The following is a 16,981-nucleotide window of genomic DNA, read 5'->3' as shown; positions in this document are numbered from 1 at the left end:
ACCAGGTTGCACCCGCGCCCGATCAACGAAGCTGTTGGACATTGCGCGAAAATGTCAATATTTTACGCCCCCAATCGGACAGCGACCATGCACGAAGACGAGGGCAGCACTCCTGACAAGCTGCAAGCTATGCTTGACGTGATTGCCAGGAGCGAACCCTCCAGCGGGAGCGGTGAGGCCGATGTCGGCAGGCTGAAGGCCGACGCCGCCAAGGCGGCGAATGTGCTGATCGAATTCTACGGCGACGCTGCTCTCGAACGCGCCAGGCTTATCGAGCGCCGCTCGCCCCAGTCGAATTTCGCGCGCTTGGTAACGGCCGAAGTCGGCAAGCGCGGCAGGCTCCCGCCCAGAAGCTAGCCCGGAAGTTGGCCAAGAAATTGGCCCAGCAACTGGCCCCGAAACCGGCAAGGATCGCCTCAAGAGGATTTGCGCCTCCTCGATTTCTCGCCAAGCCTCTGCTGGATCTCTTCCTGGATATTGTCCAGGAGGTAGGACAGCATCTCGTGTCCGATCGACTGCGCGATTTCCTTGGCCTGCTCGACATGGTTGTGCATCTCGCGAAGCGAGTGCTCCTCGGATGCGGCATCCTGGGTCAGGTCGACGAACCAGCCGGGATAGAGCGCCGCCTCGCCCATGCCATCGACATAGCATTGGCCAACGGCCAGGATCTTGCGCAGCCCCATCTTTTCCGAACGGACCTTGTAGACTTCGCGGAAGCCTGACCTGCGCTCTATGGCCTTGCGGATCGCCAGCCGAACCCTCGGTTGGTCCTCCCGCTCAATGCTTTGCATCCACCTTTCCAGCGGCGCACCATGCGAGAATTCCTCGAGCGTCAGATCGAAATAGGCGGACAGATTGGCGTCGCCATAGACGCGATCGCGCTTGATGTCCCAGGTCCAAAACCCGTCGATCGGTGGATACCGCATATGCACGTTGCGGCTGTGTTCAGGCGCCGACGTCATGAAAACCGCCCCGTTCGGTTTCAAGATTCGCCAATACTATGTCGCAAAATTATAAAGAAACAAAGGTAGCCTTTTGTACAAGGTCGGAGATCATAGGTCTGCTGCTGCTCGCATAGTTCGGTGGCATAGTTGGTGTGATCAGAAATATGAACGATGAAAAAATTTCTCTTGCCGAAACAATTTTCACTTCGCTGCCGCAAGGGAAGCTTGGTACTTCACGCGATAAGCAGAAACCTTTGAATTCGAAACAACCTCAAAGGTTGTATTCGCCTGGATGCGCGGCCATGGCTGGACATTCTATCGATCTTGCAAGGCCGGCGCGGCAATGCTGGTGTGTTGCCTGAGCCGCGCCGGCCGAAGCGGCCTCCAAAAGGGTCGCCGCGCCGAAAATGCTAATGGTCCTTGCCGCGCCGGCAAACCGACCACTGGTTGAAAGTGGCCGAATTTCAAGAAGAAGATAGGGCGCTGTGGCCTATGGCTCGACGATTTCCGGGCATATTGCCGGCTCGTTGGGACCGAAGCGTTCTTGGTATAGGACTTAAGCCCTGCTGCTGCCAAGAATTTAGGCTGACCTCCGATACGGCCCCCGCCCCGCTTCCGGTTCGCCATCATCGGCCGCCGAATCGTCGACCGTCTTGTCATGCTCGAACTGGCGTGCTTCGGGCAGGGAATGCAACCAATGCTCGCGTCGGCCGATCCACAGTTCGTAGCTGGGCTCCAGCCCTTCGGTCGGCGCGACGTCCAGGCCGCCGATCATCACCTCGACCTCTTCCTCGCCGACCGTCGGCAAGCGGCTGCCGCAAGTCGGGCAGAAGCTTCGCCGGCCATAGGTATTGGTGATGCCCGTGCTTTCGAAAGCCTGGCGCGGCCACACGGCAAAGGCCTGGTAGGCCGATCCGCTGGTTTTGCGGCAGTCCTTGCAATGACAAAGCCCCACCCTCAGCGGCTCGCCGGTCACCCGGAACTGGACGCCGCCGCACAGGCAACTGCCGCTGCGTATGATATCGTCGGACATGGCCGTTCCTCCTCGTCTTTCGACGCAGACCAAAATCCCGCGAGCCGATATCCCAAATGTCTTGGTATCGCTCGGGCCGTTCCGGCTACAATCCGTACGATGGCATGACGGTTCCCAACTTGTCTGCAAGGCGCGGCGATTCTCAATTTGGGAAACTGAAGACCGGCTCCTCGCAGCGGTAGACGCGGCACGGACCGTCGCGGGTCGGAACCGCGACCGACATCGGGACTTCGGGCCAGTCGCATTCATTGCCGTACTGGCGCACGAAACGATCATAGGTATTGGGCCCGGTGGTCAACACCGCGGCGTGCCGGCTTTGAATCAGCGCCTGCGTACCGGCACAGGTCATGGCACGCGTGTCGGGCCGCGCGTCGGCGGCGCCAGCAGTCAACAATATCGTGCCGGCAACAAGGGCGATCGGCAGACTTTTCATGGGGCACCGGCTGGCAGTCGTGGCTTTTCGGCGACGAATATGGATCGCCGCTAGAAAACCGCAAGGTATCTGAGCAGCGAGACAATGCCGATGATGATGACGACAATCTGGGCGATCTGCCTTGTGCGGCCGTCGAGCGGCAGGCGCTGGATAAGATAAAGCACCAGGATCACCACCAGAAAGGTGATCAAGATGCCGATGAGAATCGATAAGCCCATTTGCCTGCCTCTTCTGGCCCCAAGTCTTCTAGCCACAAGTCTTCTGGCCCAAGTCGGGCTGCCTTCAACGTTACTGGCAAGGAAAGGTTCCGGATGTCTCGGATCGGGGCAAAGCTGGTATTGCGGAACGCGAGAGGGCGCCGTGCGTTGTTTAGCATCTTCGAATGCTGCGGGATGGAAGATGAAAGACGTTTTCAGCACCGCCGCGATCATTGCATCGATCGCTGTCGCCGTCGCGCTCATGTTGATGGCTCCCAAGGGCCTCGAGGCCAATTCGGTGCCCATCGAAACGTCTGATCAAACCGGTCCGCAGTAGAAAAGAATCCGGAGGAGTCCGGCGGAACATCCACGTCGCCTGAGGAGTTCATTTCCTCATGACAGGCGCGGATCAGGCGGAGAGAGGAAAAGGTCATGGGCCTCGGCACAATTCTCGTCATCATTCTTATTCTGGCATTGCTCGGCGGCTTTAGCGGCTTGGGCGGTGGGCCTTTCTACGGCACCGGTTATTATGGCGGCGGCGGTCTGGGGCTGCTCCTGATCATCGTGCTCATTCTGGTGCTGCTCGGACGGCTCTGACCATCGTTCGATCAGAGCAGGAGGGCGTCGCGCAGAGCCTTTCGTCCGCGATGAACGGCTTGGCGTGATCGCGACAACGCCCAAGGTAGCTATGTCAAACTTTAATGACGAAGCCTTGCCAGCCATGCGAGAAAGCCGGCTCGTGTCGCGGTGGCCGCTTGCGGGCCGCCCGGGAGCCCGTCGACTCCGGCGGGGTGAGCGGCGGGCTCCTCGAAACGCGATCCGTCAGGCGCTCTGGCTTCCGCGCCCTCCGCATTCGAGACAGACCACACTTTGTCCCGGGCAGCTCAGCCGGTGCGTCCCTTCCGGGCAGCAATGACCGTTGGAACTGACCCAGCGGGCGCAAACGAAGACTTTCCTGGCGCCATAGCAGTGCCGGCATTCCGTCGAGGGCATCAGATTCTCCTTAGCCGAGATGCGATGCCCCCCTTCAACGACCGTGTTCATCCGTTTAGTCCGCAACGACTGGATTGTCGGCCCGGTTTTTCAGAAACAATACATTAGCCTTTTGGAATATAAAAGCCGGGCGGACCGATGACGAAAGCTTCAACGGTCCCCGCTTTCCCTTTGCCGCGCCCTTGCTAAAGGTGAGGCGGGCAGATTCTGCAGGGCAGGGCGAACGGGAACCTCTGGCAATGACATGGACGGGCGCGGCCGCGCTTTTCATCCTCGTGCTCACCTATGCGGGTGTCGCCGTCGGGCGCATTCCGGGCCTCAGGCTCGACCGCGCCGGCATCGCGCTGCTCGGTGGCGCGGCCATGATCGCCATCGGCGCGATCGGCATGGAGGACGCCTACCGCGCCATCAATTTCGACACCATCACGCTTTTGCTTGGCATGATGATCGTGGTGGCGCATCTGAAGGTATCCGGCGCCTTCCGGGCGCTCGGCGGCTTCGCCATCGAGCATGCGCACGCGCCCTTGATGCTGCTGATCATGGTGACGCTTCTGACCGGTGTGCTCTCGGCCTTCCTGGTCAATGACGCGATCTGCCTGGTGATGGCGCCGATCGTCGTCCACGTCACCCGCGTTATCAGGCGAAACCCGGTTCCCTATCTCATCGCCACCTGCACCGCCTCCAACTGCGGCAGTGTCGCCACCATCACCGGCAATCCGCAGAACATGGTGATCGGCGCGCTGTCGGGCATTTCCTATCCGGCCTTCACGGCGGCCCTGGCACCGGTGGCGCTGTTCGGGCTCGTCGCCGTCGTCGTCATCGTGCGCATCGTCTATCGTGCCGAGTTTTCGCGTCCCGCCGAACTCAGCCCCGAGGTCTATCGCGGCCGCATGCTGCCGTGGCAGGTGCTGAAGGCGACTTTCGTGTGCGTGGCGCTGGCAATCGCCTTCTTCGCCGGCTTGCCCGTCGCCAAGGCGGCGCTGATTGCCGGCGCTTTCCTGCTCGTCACCCGCGCGATCAAGCCGCACCGCATCTACCGCGAGGTCGACGGCCCGCTGCTGTTCATGTTCGCCGGCCTGTTCGTGGTGGTGGCGGGCGCCGAGCGTACGCTGCTCACCCCCGATATAATCGCCTGGGCGAGGACTGTCGGCCTCGACGATGTCTGGCGGCTTTCCGGCTTCACCGCGGTGCTTTCCAACATCATGAGCAACGTGCCGGCCGTGCTGGCGCTGCGGCCCTTCATCCCGGGGCTGGAAAACCCCGAGCGTGCTTGGCTGGTCGTGGCGATGAGCTCGACGCTCGCCGGCAATTTCACACTGCTCGGTTCCGTCGCGAACCTCATCGTCGCCGAGCAGGCCAAGGCGGCGGGCAAGGAGCTGTCCTTCATGGCCTTCTTCAAGGTCGGCCTGCCGCTGACCCTGCTGACGCTTGCTGTTGGTACGGCCTGGTTGGCTTTCACCTCCTAGCCATCAACGTTTCTCCACTCGCGATAAAAATCTCTCGCGATCATTGATCGAATCGATTGCGCAAACGTTTCGATGGCTCTATGGTTTCGTCAGATCCGCCGAAGAGCGGACGGGAAACGCAATCCAGGGGAGGAGCGCTTGCGGGCACTCTGTTCGCATGCCGACAATGGCTGAGGTCGCGCGCCGCGCCGGCGTATCGGTTTCGACCGTCTCGCATGTCGTCAACCGCACGCGCTTCGTCTCGCCAGAGAAGGCGCAGCTCATCAACGACGCCATCGCCGCCATGGGCTATCAGCCCAACGAGCTGGCGCGCTCGCTGAAGGTCGCCTCGACCAACAGCGTCGGGCTCGCCATCTCGGCGATCTCCAATCCTTATTTCACCGACATCATCTGCGCGGTCGAGGCCGAATGCGCGCGGCTCGGCCTGATGGTGTTCCTGTCGGATACCCAGGAAGATCCCGACCGCGAGCTTCAGGTGGTGCGTGCCTTCCACCAGCGCCGCGTCGACGGCGTGATCCTGGCGCCGTCCGGCTCACCCGAGCGCGCGATCGCCTATCTCGCCGAAAAGAAGCTGCCTTGCGTTCTGATCGACCGTTTTGCCGACGACCGCTTCGACCAGATCGGCGTCGAGAACGAGACGGCGATGCGCGCGCTTATCGACCACGTCGCCTCCTTCGGCCATAGGCGCATCGGCTACATCGCCGGCCAGCCGGGGCTCACAACCACGCGCGAGCGCATCGAGGCCTTCCGCGCCTCGCTGGCCGCCAATGGACTTGAATGCCTGCCGCACTATGTCTCGCCGGAGAATGTCGACACGGCGAGCGCCACGGCATCGACGCATGCGATCCTGTCGCTGCCCGCGCCGCCCACCGCATTGGTCACCGGCAACAACATGACGACGATCGGGGCAGTCCGTGCCATCCGCGAGAAGGGTCTTTCGATCCCGCGCGACCTCTCGCTCGTCGGCTTCGACGATTTCGAATGGGCGGACTGTTTCGAACCCAGGCTGACGCTGGTCGAGCAGCCTTGCACCGAGATCGGCAGGCAGGCGGCAGCGCTTCTCAGCGAGCGCATCGCCTCCAGCGATGCGGCACCCCGCGCCGTGCGGCTGACGGCGGCGCTCAAGGCACGCCAATCCTGCGCGAGGCCGGCCCACACGAGGCCAGCATGAGCGCGCCGCTGCTTTCCGTCACCGGTGCCGTAAAACGCTTCGGCGGCGTGCAGGCGCTGCGCGGCGTCGATTTCGATTTGAAGGCCGGCGAGATCCACGCGCTGCTCGGCGAGAACGGCGCCGGCAAGTCGACGCTGATGAACCTTTTGTCCGGCGTCTACGCGCCGGACGAGGGCGAGATCCGCATCGACGGCAAGCAGGTAGCCTTCAGCAATCCGCGCGAGGCGCAAGCCGCCGGCATCGCCACCATCTTCCAGGAACTCGACCTCGTGCCATCGCTCGACGTGGCGGCGAATCTCTTCCTCGGCCGCGAGCTGATGCGGCCGGGCGGCATGCTCGACGTGCCGGCGATGCGCCGCGAGGCGAAGCAGCGGCTGGAAGCGATCGAGCTCGCCATCGACCCGGCGCGGCTGGTGGCCGACCTCTCCATCGGCCAGCGCCAGGTGGTGGCGATCGTCAAGGCGCTGTCCTACGCTTCGCGCGTGCTGATCATGGACGAGCCGACGGCCGCACTCACCGTCGGCGAGGTCGAGCGCCTGTTCGACATCATGAGGAAGCTTGCCGCTACCGGCGTCGGCATCGTCTACATCTCGCACCGGCTGGAAGAAGTGCCCGATATCGCCGACCGCGTGACGGTGATGCGCGACGGCCGCGTCGCCGGTGTCACCGAGCCGCACGCGCCGCAGGCCGAGCTGGTGCGCCTCCTGGTCGGGCGGCCGCTGGACGAGCTCTATCCAGAGCGCGCGAAAGCCGTCGGCGAGACGCTGCTCAGCCTCAAGGATGCCAGCTTCAGGCTCGCGCGGGACAGCGCCGGCTGGCAGGCGCCGAGCGGCATTTCGCTCGAGGTCCGGGAAGGCGAGATCGTAGGGCTTGCCGGCATCATGGGGGCAGGGCGCACCGAATTGCTTTCAGCGCTCTACGGCACCGGCCTTGCCGGCCGCTGGCAGGGCGAGGTCGCGGTCGACGGCCGGCCGGTGAAGCTCGAATCCATCAACGCGGCGCGCAAGGCCGGCATCGCCTTCGTCACCGACGACCGGCGCGGCAGCGGCCTGATGCTGAGGATGGCGGTCGGCCTCAACCTGGTGATGTCGGTGATCCGCCGCATCTCGCCGGCCGGCCTGATGTCGCCGCGCCGCCAGGCGGAAGCGGTGCGGCAGTCCTTCGGCCAGTTCGACATCCGCCCGAAGAACCCGGACATCGCCGTCGGCGCGCTTTCGGGCGGCAACCAGCAGAAGGTGGTGCTGGCGAAGGAAATCCTCGGCAACCCGCGGCTCCTCCTGCTCGACGAGCCGACGCGCGGCGTCGATGTCGGCGCCAAGGGCGAGATCTATGCGCGGCTCAGAGCGCTTGCGGCGCAGGGGCTGGGCATATTGGTCGCCTCGAGCGAGATGCCGGAGCTGATCGGCCTTTGCGACCGGATCGTGGTGCTGCGCCAGGGGCGCAATGTGGCGGAATTCATCGGCGGCGTCGACGAGCACACCGTGCTTGCCGCGGCAAACGGCAGGGAGGCCTGATGTCGGGAGAGAAGAGTTCGGTGGCGGCCACCACGGCAGCTTCAAGCCCAGCGGCGCCCGCGGCGGCCAAGCATCGCGTCGATCCGCTGGCTATCATCGTGCGCTTCCAGAGCCTGATCGGCCTGGTGCTGGTGGCGATCGGCGGCGTCATCTTCTCACCCCGGCGCCACGGCGAGATCCTGTTCCTCAACCCCGACAACATCGCCAACATCGTGCGCGCCGTATCGGAGACCGGCATTATCGCCATCGGCATGACCTTCGTCATCATCACCGCCGGCATCGATCTGTCGGTCGGCGCGGTGCTCGGCCTCTCCGCCGTGGTGACCGCCGCCATGATGATCTCCGGCGGCTTTGGCCTCATCGCCACCATCCTGGCCGTGCTCGTCATGGGTACCGTCTTCGGTATCGTCCAGGGCACGATTTCCACCCGCTTCCGGCTCGAGCCCTTCATCGTCACGCTCGCCGGACTGCAGGCCGCGCGAGGTCTCGCGCTCGTGGTCTCCGGCAACCAGTACATCAACATCTCCTATGGCGACGGGCCGGGCCTGGCGCCGCCGGTGTTCGCGGTGCTGGGCGAGCGCCTGTTCGACAACACCGTGCCGGTGGCGACCATCGTCTTCATCATCTTCGCGGCCATCGCCACACTGGTGCTGAACACCACGCGCTTCGGCCGCTACGTCTACGCCGTCGGCGGCAACGAGCGCGCCGCGCGCATTTCCGGCGTGCCGGTGTCGATGGTGAAGATCTCGGTCTACGCCATCACCGGCTTTGCCTCCGCCCTTGCCGGCATCGTGCATGCCGGCCAGTTCAATTTCGGCAGCGCCAATGACGGCATGGGCTATGAGCTGACGGCCATCGCCGCCGTCGTCATCGGCGGCACCAGCCTGTTCGGCGGCGCGGGTTCGATGGTCGGCACCGTGGCCGGCACCATCATGCTCGGCGCTTTGGCCAACATCCTTCAGCTCAACAACATCACCCCCGCCATGCAGCTGCTCGCGACCGCCGCGATCATCGTGCTTGCGGCAGTGCTTCAATCCCTCGTTCGCCGCCGCGAGGGTTTGGGACGATAGGAGGCCGGCGGCAGCATTCTGAAAGAGCAACCCAAGAAACTGCAACGAAGGTCTGGCTACCCGGCCAGACGAGGAGGAGACTGAGTATGAGAATGACAGAGAGAGGACTTAGCCGCGCGCTTCGGACCGCGCTGTTGGCAGGCGTCGGCCTGTGCATCGCAGGGACCGCCCAGGCCGCCGATCCGATGGTGAAGGCCTGCGCCAAGGACGGCCAGTTCGTCATCGGTTTTTCGCAGGCCAACAACGCCGAGCCCTATCGTCAGCACGTCAATGACGAGCTGACGGCGGCGGCCAAGGAAGTGCCGGGCTTCACGCTGCAGATCGCCGACGGCGCCGGCAACGTCAACACGCAGACCTCGCAGGTCGACAACTTCATCACCCAGAAGGTCGATATCCTGTTGATCTCGCCCTTCGAGGCGGCCCCGCTGACGCCTGCCGTGAAGCGCGCCATGGACGCCGGCATTCCGGTGATCGAGCTCGACCGCAAGACGGTGGGCGACCCCGGCAAGGACTACACGGCCTTCATCGGCGGCGACAATTTCAAGATCGCCGAGGAAGCCGGCAAGTACACGGCATCGAAGCTGCTGCCAGGCGGCGGCGAGGCAGCGGTGCTGGAAGGCCTGCCGAGCTCGACGCCGGCGGTGGAGCGGCTCAACGGCTTCAAGGAGGGCGTGAAGGGAAACCCGAAGATCCAGATCGTCGCCGAGCAGGCCGCCGACTGGGTTCCGGATAAAGCCCAGACCGCCTTTTCCGCCATGCTGCAGGCGCATCCCGACATCAAGGTTCTCTATGCCTCGAACGATATGATGGCGGCGGGCGCGCTGCTGGCCGCCAAGGGCGCCGGCAAGGACGTCAAGATCATCGGCACCGACGGCCTGCCGGGTCCGGCCGGCGGCATCGAGGCGGTGGCCAAGGGCGATTGGGCTGCGACCTTCACCTATCCCACCGGCGCCAAGGAAGCGATCGAGATGTCGAAGAAGATCCTCCTCGACTGCGCGACGTCCGTCGAGCCGACGGTGACGGTGGACACCACCGCGATCACGCCGGAAAACGCCAAGCAGCTGGCCGGCAAGTAGGCAGGGCCACAATCGAAGATGTTGCGACAAGGCCCCGGCGCCGGGGCCTTGTTTTTGTTTTTGGGGGCAGCGGACCCGTATCTGGCAGGAATTGGAAGGAACAGTGCTCTTCTGGCCCAACGGATCGCCCGCCAGGGTGGTGACAAGCGGCTTTGCGCGTGCATTGTGTTGCGCTGGAACTTGCACCCGACCGGGGAGGAAACCTTGACCGAGTTCGCAACCATACTGTCCATACTTGGCGTTTTCCTGCTCGGCGCGATGAGCCCCGGGCCGAGCTTCGTCGTCGTCTCGCGCATCGCGGTCGCGGGCGAGCGCACCGACGGCCTGGCGGCGGCGATCGGCATGGGCATAGGCGGCTTCATCTTTGCCACCATCGCGGTCGCCGGCCTGACGGCGCTGCTCGTCCAGGTCGCCTGGCTCGACATTTTTCTGCGCATCGCCGGCGGCGCCTATCTTTTATGGATCGGCATAAAGATCTGGCGCGGCGCTCATGAGCCGGTCGAGATCGCCGGCGATGCGTCGGCGCGCGCCGGCTCGTTCTGGCGGGCGCTTCGCCGGGCGCTTCTGGTGCAGCTCGCCAACCCGAAGACGGCGATCTTCTACGCCTCGATGTTCGCGGCCATGCTGCCGGCCTCGCCGCCGCTCTGGATGCTGCTGGTCCTGCCGCCATTGCTCTTCCTGAACGAATTCGCCTGGTACGCCATCGTCGCCTTCGCCTTTTCCGCCAACCGCCCGCGCTCGGCCTATCTCAGCACCAAGCACTGGATCGACCGCGCCGCCGGCGCCGTCGTCGGCGCGCTCGGCCTGAAGCTGATGTGGGAGGGCATGGCCGCCGCGCGGCGGGGTTTTGCCGGATGAGGTGACGTCCAGGCCCGGCACCGGCGTGAAAGTTGATTGCCTGACTGAGGCGTAGTGGCCATCGCATAGGGTGCGCCCCCGCTCCGTCTCGGCTTCGCCGAGCCACCTCTCCCCCATTTCATGGGGGCGAGGAACCCAAGCTCTCCGAGGCCGCGACTCTGGCGATTGTCGTTTCCTCGCCCCCACAACGTGGGGGAGAGGTGGCTCGGCGAAGCCGAGACGGAGCGGGGGCTGGCGCTGCCATATGCGATTGTCCGACCGGGTGGATGACCCGGTCAGAGGCGGCGCCGCCCGCGCGTCGTGAAACCTTCTGTTTTTTAGGCCGTTGTCGGCCATGACCGAGGGTAAATCCAAATCGAAACCGGCCGACGGCGCCGAACCAAACGATGCCGGGAATCCGCGCCCGGAAAAGTCGCGCCCGGAAAAGTCGCGCCAGGAGAAGTCGGGCCCAGAGAAGTCACGCCCAAAGAGATCGCGCCCGGAAAAGTCGCGCCGGAAGAAAGATTCGACCGTCGAAGCCGCGCCGGAGGTTAACGGCGAGGCTGCGCCGCCGCCGGAGGCCGTCGAGCCCGATCCGCAGCTGACCGCCGAGCAGGCCGAGCAGGCGCGCAAGAAATATCTGTTGCGGCGCTTCTGGATCAGCGGGCGCGGTTACTGGGGCCGGCGCGGCGACAAGCTCGCCTTGCCGTTCACCTTCGGGCTGTTGGTGCTGATCTGCGTCAATGTCGGCTTCCAATATGGCATCAATGTCTGGAACCGCGCGTTTTTCGACGCCATCGAGCAGCGCGATGTCCACACCGTCTATATGCTGAGCGCCGTCTTCCTGCCGCTGGTGGCCGGCAGCATCAGCCTTGTCGTCGCGCAGGTCTACCTGCGCATGACCATCCAGCGCCGCTGGCGTTCCTGGATGACCACCGCGGTCATCGCGCGCTGGCTGGCCAGCGGCCGCTACTATCAGCTGAACCTCGTTGCCGGCGACCACACCAACCCCGAGGCGCGCATCTCGGAGGATCTGCGCATCGCCACCGAGTCGCCCGTCGATTTCGTCGCCGGCGTCCTCCACGCGTTCCTGGCGGCCTCGACCTTCATCGTGGTGCTGTGGACGATCGGCGGCGCGCTCACCCTGTCGCTCGACGGCGCGAGCATCACCATCCCCGGCTTCCTCGTCGTCACCGCGGTGATCTATGCCGCCATCACCTCGACTTCCATGGTCGTCATCGGCCGCCATTTCGTGCAGCTTTCCGAACAGAAGAACCAGACGGAAGCCGAATTCCGCTACGTGCTGACGCGCGTGCGCGAAAATGGCGAGAGCATCGCCCTGCTCGGCGGCGAGGACGAGGAGCGCAGCGGCATCGACAACACCTTCGGGCATGTGCTGAGGCAATGGGCGCTGCTGACCGGACAGCACATGCGCACGGCGCTGGTATCGCAGGTGTCGAGCCTGTTCGCGCCGGTCGTACCGATCCTGCTGTGCGCGCCGAAATTCCTCGAAGGCTCGATGTCGCTTGGCGCGGTGATGCAGGCGGCCTCCGCCTTCGCCATCGTGCAGAGCGCGTTCGGCTGGCTGGTCGACAATTATCCGCGCCTTGCCGACTGGAACGCGTCGGCGCGCCGCATCGCCTCGCTGATGATGTCGCTCGACGGGCTGGAGCGCGCCGAACGCAGCGAGGCTTTCGGGCGCATCCGGCACGGCAAGACTGAAGACGGCGCGATGCTCTCCCTTGACGATCTCTCCGTGACGCTCAACGACGGCACCGGCGTGGTCAAGGAGACCGAGGTCGAGATCGAGCCGGGCGAGCGCGTGCTGGTGGCCGGCGAATCCGGCACCGGCAAGTCGACGCTTGTGCGGGCCATCGCCGGCCTGTGGCCGTGGGGCGGCGGCAGCGTCGATTTCCACGCCGACAGGCGGCTGTTCATGCTGCCGCAACGTTCCTACATCCCCACCGGCACGCTGCGCCGCGCGGTCGCCTACCCCGCCGCCGCCGACAAGTGGACGGTCAAGAAGATCAGCGCCGCCCTCGACAAGGTGGGGCTCGGCTATCTCAAGGACAGGCTCGAGGAAGACGCGCCCTGGGACCAGACGCTCTCCGGCGGCGAAAAGCAGCGCCTCGCCTTCGCGCGTCTCCTGCTGCATGAGCCGGACATCGTCGTGCTCGACGAAGCGACCTCGGCGCTCGACGAGAAGAGCCAGGACAAGATGATGCAGACGGTGATCCACCAACTGCCCAAGGTCACCATCATCAGCGTGGCGCACCGCGCCGAGCTGGAGGCTTTTCACAGCCGCAAGATCACGCTGGAAAGGCGCGAGGGCGGGGCGAAGCTGGTCAGCGATGTCGAGCTTGTGCCAAGGAGGCGCAAGCGGAGCCTGATCAGGCGGGCGCTGTGGGGGAGCGGGACGCGGAGAGGGTAAGATGGCGGAACATTCCTCGCCCTGAGGCAACCGCGGATGCCGCTCCCCCGCTCCGTCTCGGCTTCGCCGAGCCACCTCTCCCCCATTTCATGGGGGCGAGGAAACGCTAGTCGCCGAGGTCGCGAAAACGCCAATCGCCGAGGTGCGGCCTCGGAAAGCTTGGGTTCCTCGCCCCCGCGGGAGCGGGGGAGAGGTGGCTCGGCGAAGCCGAGACGGAGCGGGGGCAGCGCTGCGATTTGCGGTTGAGCTGTTCCGGGCGACGAGCATCGAGAAGTCGAAGATTGTCCCTGCCGTCCCTGCGCAGTTTGCGGGTTCGCCGCGCCGGTTGCAGACAAGGCGCCTGTGCTTCGGCCACAGTCCTACCGGGTACGACAATTACTCACCGGAACATTGGGCGTCGAAGGGGAGCATCGAGGTGAACGAAGTCAGTCCAAGACCGCTTGCGGAGATCGCCAGCTATCACGCCCCATCTACTACGGCGGACAGACCGGCCATCCACGACGGATCGATAACTACTACGTTAGAAGGGGGCGGTCCCTAAGCCTTTTGCGGCGCTTGGCGTTGCCGAGCGTGCTTTTTTATCATGGTTGTTTGGTGCGGCATCCAGCCGCGCAGTATGGGTTGACGCAGAACAAACAGCGGTGAGGGGTCGCACAGCCGGTGGGGTTCAGAGATGAACCATGTGCAGGGTACCCAATCAGCATGCTTCCATCGTGACTGCGCCTTTGTTGGACGACGGGTTTCGAGTTTACTTCCTGGAATGCGCGGCAGCAGCCCCGCGCTATGCCTCATTTCGCTATGCCTCTTGCTGCTGCTGGGACTTCCGGCGAGGAGCCAGTCGGTTGAGGACAGACTAAGCCCGGGAGACCATATCGAACTGCACGTTTGGCACTGGACTGCGCTGCGCGGCGGCGTTTTGGAAGGGCTGCAACTCAACCGAAACTTCAGCATCGACTCGACCGGCAAAGTTGATCTTCCAAATATCGGGAGCATTAGCGCCGCAGGCCTGCGTACGGACGAGTTGGCAAAGCTGATTACCGATCGCCTGCAAGCCAGGAGTGGCTTGCCCGAAAGGCCGGAGACGACCGTCCAGCGCATCCTTGAGCCAGCCATGGAAACGACAACTTCCGTAGAATCCGCAGGCGACCAGGCACCGCCCGAACCGTCAGCGGTTGCCGCGGCGAACGCCAGCCCATCACTTGCAGGCTTGGAGAAGGAACCCGTCACGGCACCACCGGGTGGGCTCGAGTCCCGCAAATCCGCGGAACTGGCGCCCACGACGCCACACGCACTCAAGGCGCCGGAGGCACTCAAGACACCAGAGCCGCTCAAGGAAGCTGCGCGAACGGTGCCTGGCGAGCATGAGCAGGCCTTGCGCCGCGAATTGGCGGCAGCACGAGAAGCGCTGGACGTAATGCAGCGCAACGCGCGCGACGCAAGTGCTGTGGCACATGCCGTGGCCGACAAGGCGGCCAAACAAGCGCAAGACCTGGAAAAGCAACGGCAGAAAGCCAGAGCGCTGGCGCTCGATCTGCAGGCGGCGCGGCGCGTTATCGAAGGCTTCAAGGCCAAGGCGATTGTCTGGGACAACGAGAAGGCCGCCATGCTTAGAGCGCATCGCGCGACGGAAGCCTCTGAGGCTGCTGTTCAGCGAGCCCTTGATGGGGAGCGGCACAGGGTTGAGCTCCTCGAGCAACAACTCGCCGCGTCCCGCCAGACCGTCGACGCTCTGAAGACAGGCGCGAATCTGGCAGCGGCCGGGCAGGCCAACGCCGTAAAGGACCGGCAGGCGGCCGAGGCCGCATCGAGGCAATCTGGCGAGGCGCTGGCGTTGGAACGCCAGCGGGCAGATGCCGCCGCGCGTGTTCTCGACAGCGTGCGCAAGGACCGCGACGCTTCAAGAGAAGCCGCGGCAGCGTTGAGCGCGGCGTTGGAACAGGAGCGTGAAAGATCGATCGGCCTGGCCCGCAGCCTCAGTGCAGCGCGGCAGGCAATTGGCAGCGTCAAGTCTGATGCCGGGCGTCGCACGTTGGGCATGAAGCGCATGGCGAAAGCGCCTGTCCGCGCAAGTCCGCATGCAAGCATGTCGGAGCGCTCCGGATCTGCGCGTAAACCGCCGGACAAACAGAGATTCAAGGTCCATAAGCCACCGCAACCCGATCTGGTGGCGACCATAGCTCTTCCGGCCGCATTGCTCCCGACGCGACCACCGGAGCCCGACCCTCGCTGGTGAAGAGCAGTGAGCCGCAACTATGCCGCAGGTGGCCATGAAAAAATACGTCGCAGCCGCGTTGGCGATCGGGATCACAATCGCGCCCGCCTCGGCTGTTGACGTAGGCGTAGGCGGCAAGGTTGGCGGTGTCGGGCTCGGGGCTGGAGTGAGCGCCGGTTCGCAGGGCGTGTCGGTGGGCGCGGGCGCGAGCGCCGACGGTGTAGGCGGAGCAAACGTTGGCGCATCGACCAGCGGCAGCGGACCACCCGGCGTTGGTGCCGGCGGCAACATGGGCGGCATAGGCGCAGGCGTGTCAGCGGGCGCCCGTGTGGGCGACCATCCTTCCGCCCAAAACGGGCCGGCGGCCTCTGCCCGTCGCCCGGCCGCAGTCACGACAGCCCCCGCTTTGGCCAAGACCGCGGCACAATCCATTTCCCTGCCTCCCGTGCTCAGACCTTCCAGAGCTGGCAACAGTGACCTCCGGCGGGTCACCGACCGCTTAGGGCCTTTCTCGCCCCTGAGAGCGAAACCCGGCACACCGGCTGCCCTGGTGCGCGACTGTCGCGCCGCGATCATGGCTGCCGCGAAGCCCCTCGGCGCCGTGCGGGTCTACGCGGCCAGCGCAGGTTCCCTGCGTCAAGGTCGAGGTGGACTCAACGCGCCGATCGAGGTGCGCATAGACTACGAAAGACAGGGCGGCATTGAAGTCAGGCAGGCGCGAGTCGGCTGTCGCCTCAACGCGGCAGGGATGGTCGTCGCGGTGATCTAGAGCAGGAAGCTCCCTCTCGTGGCGTTCGCCTCGGCCGGGCAGGGTAAACGCATATGGCGCTCCCCCTCTCGTCTCGGCTTCGCCGAGCCACCTCTCCCCCATTTCATGGGGGCGAGGAAGCGCCAATCGCCACGGGCGCGAAAACGCCAATCGCCGAGGCGCGGCCTCGGAAGCTTGGGTTCCTCGCCCTCGCGGGAGCGGGGGAGAGGTGGCTTGGCGCGCAGCGCCGAGACGGAGCGGGGGCCGGCGCCGGCATCTGCGATCCTTCGAGCAGCCGGAGATTCCACAAGTCCCTGCATCGTCGATATGATGCAGCGCTGGAGCGCTATATCATCGAAGGGGAGCATCGAGGTGAACGAAAACACCAGTCCAAGGCAACTCGCGGAGATCGCCAGCTATCACGCCCATATCTACTACGGCGGGCCGGCCGAGCGGCAGCATGCCGAATGGCTGCGTCTTCGCATCGGCGAACGTTTCCGCGTGCGCCTGGGTAACTGGCGCGACGAGGCCGTCGGTCCGCATCAGCAGGCCATGTACCAGGTCTCCTTCGCGACCGAGATTTTCGCCTCGCTGGTGCCATGGCTGATGCTGAACCACGGCGGCTTGAGCATCCTCATCCACCCCAACACGACCAACCCCAAGCGCGACCACACGGTCGACCCGATCTGGATAGGGCGGGCGCTGGGGGTGCACGGCGAAGTTCTCGGCGAGGAGGACGAGGCGGAAGAGGCGCTGGAGGTGAATACGGAGCCGACGCTGGGGGCATAGGGGGGCGCACGCGGTCGCCATGGGCGAGGCTTAACCAATAAAGATATGCTTCGGACAGAGCTATCGT

16 protein-coding genes are annotated in these 16,981 nt (G+C 64.6%); 12 read left to right on the top strand and 4 right to left on the bottom strand.

All coding sequences use genetic code 11. The features are described from left to right. Window positions 1-87 precede the first annotated feature (87 nt). A complete protein-coding gene (locus RFM40_RS13010; protein WP_320277637.1) occupies window positions 88-357 on the top strand; it encodes a hypothetical protein in 270 nt (89 codons plus the stop codon). A gap of 59 nt (window positions 358-416) precedes the next feature. Here RFM40_RS13010 and RFM40_RS13005 read toward each other — a convergent pair whose 3' ends face one another. From RFM40_RS13005 to RFM40_RS12990, 4 genes are all read right to left on the bottom strand, one after another. After that, a complete protein-coding gene (locus RFM40_RS13005) occupies window positions 417-962 on the bottom strand; it encodes a PAS domain-containing protein (protein ID WP_320277636.1) in 546 nt (181 codons plus the stop codon). Window positions 963-1,524: 562 nt separating this feature from the next. Next, window positions 1,525-1,977 carry a GFA family protein gene (locus RFM40_RS13000; RefSeq protein WP_320277635.1) on the bottom strand — a complete coding sequence of 151 codons (453 nt, stop codon included), beginning with the start codon at window positions 1,975-1,977 and terminating at the stop codon, window positions 1,525-1,527. 142 nt (window positions 1,978-2,119) lie between these two features. Beyond that, window positions 2,120-2,410: a hypothetical protein gene (locus RFM40_RS12995; protein ID WP_320222599.1), complete on the bottom strand. Its 291-nt coding sequence runs from the start codon at window positions 2,408-2,410 to the stop codon at window positions 2,120-2,122. A 50-nt stretch (window positions 2,411-2,460) separates the two neighbouring features. Beyond that, window positions 2,461-2,628, bottom strand: coding sequence for a Thivi_2564 family membrane protein (locus RFM40_RS12990; protein WP_126100709.1), 168 nt, complete (start codon window positions 2,626-2,628; stop codon window positions 2,461-2,463). Window positions 2,629-3,039: 411 nt separating this feature from the next. Between RFM40_RS12990 and RFM40_RS12985 the strand changes: the two genes are divergently transcribed. The 11 genes from RFM40_RS12985 (at window position 3,040) to RFM40_RS12935 (ending at window position 16,914) form a co-directional block, all read left to right on the top strand. Next, a complete protein-coding gene (locus tag RFM40_RS12985) occupies window positions 3,040-3,204 on the top strand; it encodes a DUF3309 family protein (RefSeq protein WP_320226273.1) in 165 nt (54 codons plus the stop codon). A gap of 635 nt (window positions 3,205-3,839) precedes the next feature. Beyond that, on the top strand, window positions 3,840-5,066 hold the full coding sequence (locus RFM40_RS12980) for an anion transporter (protein ID WP_320277634.1): 1,227 nt from the start codon (window positions 3,840-3,842) through the stop codon (window positions 5,064-5,066). A 157-nt stretch (window positions 5,067-5,223) separates the two neighbouring features. Then, entirely contained in the window at window positions 5,224-6,237 is a 1,014-nt protein-coding gene (locus RFM40_RS12975) for a LacI family DNA-binding transcriptional regulator (protein ID WP_320226275.1), read from the top strand. Further along, window positions 6,234-7,751 (top strand): sugar ABC transporter ATP-binding protein, encoded by a 1,518-nt coding sequence (locus RFM40_RS12970; RefSeq protein WP_320226276.1) that lies wholly within the window; start codon window positions 6,234-6,236, stop codon window positions 7,749-7,751. The genes RFM40_RS12975 and RFM40_RS12970 overlap by 4 nt, the downstream gene beginning before the upstream one ends. Then, the gene (locus RFM40_RS12965; protein WP_320226277.1) at window positions 7,751-8,821 is read left to right on the top strand and encodes an ABC transporter permease; all 1,071 of its coding nucleotides are present in this window, start codon (window positions 7,751-7,753) and stop codon (window positions 8,819-8,821) included. The genes RFM40_RS12970 and RFM40_RS12965 overlap by 1 nt, the downstream gene beginning before the upstream one ends. A gap of 86 nt (window positions 8,822-8,907) precedes the next feature. Further along, the gene (locus RFM40_RS12960; RefSeq protein WP_430691666.1) at window positions 8,908-9,897 is read left to right on the top strand and encodes a substrate-binding domain-containing protein; all 990 of its coding nucleotides are present in this window, start codon (window positions 8,908-8,910) and stop codon (window positions 9,895-9,897) included. Between the two features lie 204 nt (window positions 9,898-10,101). Continuing rightward, the gene (locus tag RFM40_RS12955; RefSeq protein WP_430691665.1) at window positions 10,102-10,755 is read left to right on the top strand and encodes a LysE family translocator; all 654 of its coding nucleotides are present in this window, start codon (window positions 10,102-10,104) and stop codon (window positions 10,753-10,755) included. A 334-nt stretch (window positions 10,756-11,089) separates the two neighbouring features. Continuing rightward, window positions 11,090-13,165 carry an ABC transporter ATP-binding protein/permease gene (locus tag RFM40_RS12950; protein WP_320226278.1) on the top strand — a complete coding sequence of 692 codons (2,076 nt, stop codon included), beginning with the start codon at window positions 11,090-11,092 and terminating at the stop codon, window positions 13,163-13,165. A 760-nt stretch (window positions 13,166-13,925) separates the two neighbouring features. Next, window positions 13,926-15,398 carry a polysaccharide biosynthesis/export family protein gene (locus tag RFM40_RS12945; protein WP_320277633.1) on the top strand — a complete coding sequence of 491 codons (1,473 nt, stop codon included), beginning with the start codon at window positions 13,926-13,928 and terminating at the stop codon, window positions 15,396-15,398. Window positions 15,399-15,951: 553 nt separating this feature from the next. Beyond that, on the top strand, window positions 15,952-16,146 hold the full coding sequence (locus RFM40_RS12940; RefSeq protein ID WP_320226280.1) for a hypothetical protein: 195 nt from the start codon (window positions 15,952-15,954) through the stop codon (window positions 16,144-16,146). A 309-nt stretch (window positions 16,147-16,455) separates the two neighbouring features. Beyond that, entirely contained in the window at window positions 16,456-16,914 is a 459-nt protein-coding gene (locus RFM40_RS12935; protein WP_320226372.1) for a DOPA 4,5-dioxygenase family protein, read from the top strand. Window positions 16,915-16,981 lie beyond the last annotated feature (67 nt).

The sequence above is a fragment of the Mesorhizobium captivum genome (assembly GCF_033977165.1).
Classification (GTDB): domain Bacteria; phylum Pseudomonadota; class Alphaproteobacteria; order Rhizobiales; family Rhizobiaceae; genus Mesorhizobium; species Mesorhizobium captivum.
The sequence above is the reverse complement of the archived record's forward strand: the minus strand, read 5'-3'. Positions and strand labels throughout refer to the sequence as shown.

Excerpts from the sequence above, each read along its gene's own strand:
- RFM40_RS13010 (WP_320277637.1), top strand. The coding sequence starts at position 88 with ATGCACGAAGACGAGGGCAGCACTCCTGACAAGCTGCAAGCTATGCTT.
- RFM40_RS13005 (WP_320277636.1), bottom strand. The coding sequence starts at position 962 with ATGACGTCGGCGCCTGAACACAGCCGCAACGTGCATATGCGGTATCCA.
- RFM40_RS13000 (WP_320277635.1), bottom strand. The coding sequence starts at position 1,977 with ATGTCCGACGATATCATACGCAGCGGCAGTTGCCTGTGCGGCGGCGTC.
- RFM40_RS12995 (WP_320222599.1), bottom strand. The coding sequence starts at position 2,410 with ATGAAAAGTCTGCCGATCGCCCTTGTTGCCGGCACGATATTGTTGACT.
- RFM40_RS12990 (WP_126100709.1), bottom strand. The coding sequence starts at position 2,628 with ATGGGCTTATCGATTCTCATCGGCATCTTGATCACCTTTCTGGTGGTG.
- RFM40_RS12985 (WP_320226273.1), top strand. The coding sequence starts at position 3,040 with ATGGGCCTCGGCACAATTCTCGTCATCATTCTTATTCTGGCATTGCTC.
- RFM40_RS12980 (WP_320277634.1), top strand. The coding sequence starts at position 3,840 with ATGACATGGACGGGCGCGGCCGCGCTTTTCATCCTCGTGCTCACCTAT.
- RFM40_RS12975 (WP_320226275.1), top strand. The coding sequence starts at position 5,224 with ATGCCGACAATGGCTGAGGTCGCGCGCCGCGCCGGCGTATCGGTTTCG.
- RFM40_RS12970 (WP_320226276.1), top strand. The coding sequence starts at position 6,234 with ATGAGCGCGCCGCTGCTTTCCGTCACCGGTGCCGTAAAACGCTTCGGC.
- RFM40_RS12965 (WP_320226277.1), top strand. The coding sequence starts at position 7,751 with ATGTCGGGAGAGAAGAGTTCGGTGGCGGCCACCACGGCAGCTTCAAGC.
- RFM40_RS12960 (WP_430691666.1), top strand. The coding sequence starts at position 8,908 with ATGAGAATGACAGAGAGAGGACTTAGCCGCGCGCTTCGGACCGCGCTG.
- RFM40_RS12950 (WP_320226278.1), top strand. The coding sequence starts at position 11,090 with ATGACCGAGGGTAAATCCAAATCGAAACCGGCCGACGGCGCCGAACCA.
- RFM40_RS12945 (WP_320277633.1), top strand. The coding sequence starts at position 13,926 with ATGCGCGGCAGCAGCCCCGCGCTATGCCTCATTTCGCTATGCCTCTTG.
- RFM40_RS12940 (WP_320226280.1), top strand. The coding sequence starts at position 15,952 with ATGGCTGCCGCGAAGCCCCTCGGCGCCGTGCGGGTCTACGCGGCCAGC.
- RFM40_RS12935 (WP_320226372.1), top strand. The coding sequence starts at position 16,456 with ATGCAGCGCTGGAGCGCTATATCATCGAAGGGGAGCATCGAGGTGAAC.